The following is a 3,713-nucleotide window of genomic DNA, read 5'->3' on the forward strand; positions in this document are numbered from 1 at the left end:
GTCCTCGTCGTTGCGGGTCAGGTCATCGCCGATGCTTCCGGAGGCGGCTGGGTGGTCCCGCAGGATTCCGGTTATCGCTTTGGCATACGGGTCGATCAGTAGCTTCGCCGGGTTGTACCTCAGACCGCGCGCCGGGTCCCAAGGGCCGTTGACGCGGAAGCCGTACTGTGCGCCTGGGTCCACACCGGGGATGTAGCCGTGGAAGACGTGGAACGTGTGCTCCGCAAGCTGGAATCGGCGCTCTGCCCCGTTGGCGTCGAACACGCAGAACTCGACAGATTCGGCTCCATCGGACCAGACGGCGACGTTGACCCCGAGCCCGTCGTGAGTGACTCCGAGCGGGGCGGAGTGCCCCGGCCAGGCCGTGTTGTCGGACATTGTTGCCTCGCGTTGGACCGGTCTGAAGGTGGAGTCTGGCAGCCCGGTTCTGACGCTATATGAGAACTGGCCGACGGTAGGGCAGATCCCCGAATGCGCCGTCCTGGAGCAGTTTGCGTGGGCGCGCAAGCCGCGTATCCCCGGGGATTCGCCACGCTGGTGCCGACCCTGCTGCGCCGGTCGACCCGATCAGCGGTGCCGACTAGGAAGGTGTGTGCGCTGGATCCGACAGGAGAGAGCGATGAGTTCCGGTGAGTGCGCATATCCAAGGCGAGTAGGCTACACGTAATAACCTCTGTCCCGATCCGCTATGCGTCGCTGTACGCTTCTGCTTTACTCTGGTGACGACAAGACAGGGGACGAGTTGCAGGGAGAACAAGATGACCCAGACACTACTCCGGGGGGTGGACATCCTGATGGGCCGAACCTCACGCAGCCCCGAGACGATGCTCGAAGTGCGCAGGTCGCTAGACCCACGGATGTCGTGGCAAGCGACCACGGCACGGAAATCGGCCACGTCGAACAGGAAGAAGTCCTCCAGGTAGTCCAGACACTCACTCATCTAGTCGAGCAACAACAAGCCTGGTCCGGGCTCTTGCCTCGCCCTGCGGACTTCACGGCATACCCCGGGCGCGTTCAGGATCGCATGCTTGCCTGGACTGACGCATGGACCATAGACGAGTCGAAACGCCGAGACCGCCGACTCGCGCATGACATCGACATGGATCGCCGTGGGTCGAGCTGGGTCATCGTCCTCTATCTGCTCACGACAGGCGCGGCGTTCATCCTGTTCCTCATAGGGCAAACCGTTGGTGGGGGGATCATGCTCGCGCCGCCCGTCCTGCTGTTCCTAGGCAGGATGCTCCCCTGGAACAGAAACAGCTCGGACAACAGCGACTCGACGGCCGACGCCTAGGGGGACCAGCCGCGCCTGGACAGAATCAGAACGCCAATCCGACCCGCGTCGGCTCCGACCACGGCAAGCCCCGGGCGCCCCAACGGAACACCACCTTCAGAGTCGCTCCCCGCAACTCCGCCGGTATCGGGCACTTCTTGACGAACACGTTCGCCGTTCGCTTCTCAGCGCGTTTCCGCTGTATTCGTCGCCCGTACGCATAGACACGGGTCTCCATCACCGGGTCGCGCACCAACCGGCCCCGATAGCGCTTCGGCGCGCGCACCTTCACCAGGATTCTTCCGACCTCGCACGGGCGGGCGTCACGGTACTCGACCACGCGCGGCCCGGGCATCGGCTCGACAACAGCCGCCGATGGCACCGTGGGCGCGACCAGGGCCAGTACGGCCGCGGCAGCCGCATATCGAAACCTCATCCTCACATCATCCCCTCTCCGCGCCACCGTGGCGCGCCTACGGCGCCGCACCTCGAGGTGACACTCGCCCCTCAGCGTGGCAAACTCGTGCCCATGAAGCCCCTGCGTTCCGGTGAGTGCGCATATCCAAGGCGAGTAAACTTCTAGGCCCGCTAAGGCGCTTACAGGACCTGTTCCGGTGAGTGCGCATATCCAAGGCGAGTAGACTTCAGATGGTGGCGTCCCACGCATCGCGCATGTTCCGGTGAGTGCGCATATCCAAGGCGAGTAGACTCATTTCCATCCACGCGGGCATTTCCAGTCAGTTCCGGTGAGTGCGCATATCCAAGGCGAGTAGACTGGACCACACCACGGACATGACCCGCCACATGTTCCGGTGAGTGCGCATATCCAAGGCGAGTAGACTCGGACATGATCAATACTGTTGACCGCCAGGCTGGCTGAGGATGATGCCGTCACGGTGGGCTGGTCTTTCAGCGACGCGGGGGCCGCATGGGACCCCGTCATGTAGTTGTTCATGTGCGTCGTCATAGTGAGGATGTAGCGAAGGATGGGCGACGGCCCCTCCGTTTGTCTTAGATGACACGGAAGGGCCGTCTTGGTGCATTGGAGTGCACCCGATGATCACAGTAGGACTAGACGAAGCGGCGGTCGAACGCGACCTGCGCGCGGGACTTCTGGACTGCCCCGACGTTGGCTGCGGGGCTGTGCTCGGGCCGTGGGGTTGGGCTCGGGAGCGGGTCGTTCGCGGGGCGGGTCGGCTGCGGCCGCGCCGGGGGCGGTGTCGGGGATGCGGGCGCACGCAGGTGCTGCTACCGGCGAGTGTGTTGCTGCGTCGGGCGGACGCTGTGACGGTGATCGGCGTGGCGCTGCTGGCCAAGGCCAGCGGCGCGGGACACCGCTCGATCGCGGTGTTGCTTGACGTGCCGGCTTCGACGGTGCGGGGCTGGTTGCGCCGGATGGTCGCGGTCGCCGCGCGGGTTCTGGCGGTCCTGGCCGCTGCCGCGGCGCAGCTCGGCACCGAGTTCGTGGCCCCGGTCCCGACATCTGATCCGGTCGCGGCGGTGGCCGAACTGCTTGGGGCACTGTCGGCCGCGATGGCCCGCCGTTTGGGTGGTTCGTGCTCGCCGTGGCGGTTGGCCGCGGTCCTGACCGGTGGTCGGCTGCTGGTTCCGTCCGGCCCGGACCTGACGCCGCGATGGGCTGGCGGTCGCAACACCAACTCACCCTTGGCGGCTGAGCCGTAACGCGGTTGGCTGTCTTATCGGCCCGCACCAGGCGGGTCGACAAGATCGGAGGCAGTCAGCATGAGCGAGGAACAGAACCAAGACAACGCCCGCAGGGCCCGGGCTCGGGAGGTGGGCCTGTTCCGCTACGGGCTCATCCAGGACGCGCTCGATCCGGCGTTGAGCACCAAGCAGCGCGGTCGGGAAGTCCGGGCCATCGCCGCCAGGTCACATCCGGGACCGTTCGGCGCACCGGTGACGGTCTCGCGGGCGAGCCTGGACCGATGGATCCGGAACTACCGCGTCGGCGGGTTCGCCGCGCTCGTTCCGGTACCGCGGCGGGTCATGGCCCACACACCAGCAGAGGTATTGGAGCTGGCGGTGGCGTTGAAGAAGGAGGCACCGGATCGCACCGCCGCCCAGGTCGCGGTCGTACTCGCCGCTCACAACGGGTTCGCGCCGTCGGCCCGGACGCTGCAACGGCACTTCGCCGCCGCCGGTCTGACACGCCACCGCCGCGATGGCGCACCGCTGGCGGTGTTCGGCCGGTTCGAAGCGGACCGACCGAATGTGCGGTGGGTCGGTGACGCCCTGCACGGACCCCACATCGCGGGCCGCAAAGCGATCCTGATCGCGTTCATCGACGATCATTCCCGGGCCGTTGTCGCGGCCCGCTGGGGGTACGCGGAGAACGCTGTCGCGCTTCGCGAAACCCTCAAACTCGCGCTCGCCGCGCGCGGGTGTCCTGCCCAATGCTACGTCGATAACGGGGCCATGT

Annotated in this window: 5 protein-coding genes and 1 CRISPR repeat array; of the genes, 3 read left to right on the plus strand and 2 right to left on the minus strand. The window is 66.1% G+C overall.

The window, feature by feature from the left end; translation table 11 throughout:
* Positions 1-378 (minus strand): glycogen debranching enzyme GlgX (locus tag Q8P38_11910; protein ID MDP4015303.1); only part of this gene is annotated, 378 nt, incomplete at its 3' end.
* Positions 379-688: 310 nt separating this feature from the next.
* Between Q8P38_11910 and Q8P38_11915 the strand changes: the two genes are divergently transcribed.
* Positions 689-1,294 carry a hypothetical protein gene (locus Q8P38_11915; GenBank protein ID MDP4015304.1) on the plus strand — a complete coding sequence of 202 codons (606 nt, stop codon included), beginning with the start codon at positions 689-691 and terminating at the stop codon, positions 1,292-1,294.
* A gap of 25 nt (positions 1,295-1,319) precedes the next feature.
* On the opposite strand, the gene Q8P38_11920 is transcribed toward Q8P38_11915, so the two are convergent.
* Positions 1,320-1,709 (minus strand): hypothetical protein, encoded by a 390-nt coding sequence (locus Q8P38_11920; protein ID MDP4015305.1) that lies wholly within the window; start codon positions 1,707-1,709, stop codon positions 1,320-1,322.
* Positions 1,710-1,815: 106 nt separating this feature from the next.
* Positions 1,816-2,115: a CRISPR direct-repeat array (repeat unit 36 nt; unit sequence GTTCCGGTGAGTGCGCATATCCAAGGCGAGTAGACT).
* A gap of 214 nt (positions 2,116-2,329) precedes the next feature.
* Here Q8P38_11920 and Q8P38_11925 point away from each other — a divergent pair.
* Positions 2,330-2,956 carry a hypothetical protein gene (locus tag Q8P38_11925; GenBank protein ID MDP4015306.1) on the plus strand — a complete coding sequence of 209 codons (627 nt, stop codon included), beginning with the start codon at positions 2,330-2,332 and terminating at the stop codon, positions 2,954-2,956.
* 60 nt (positions 2,957-3,016) lie between these two features.
* On the plus strand, positions 3,017-3,713 hold a 697-nt coding region (locus Q8P38_11930; protein ID MDP4015307.1), incomplete at its 3' end, for a DDE-type integrase/transposase/recombinase.

This window comes from Candidatus Nanopelagicales bacterium, assembly GCA_030700225.1.
Lineage (GTDB): Bacteria > Actinomycetota > Actinomycetes > S36-B12.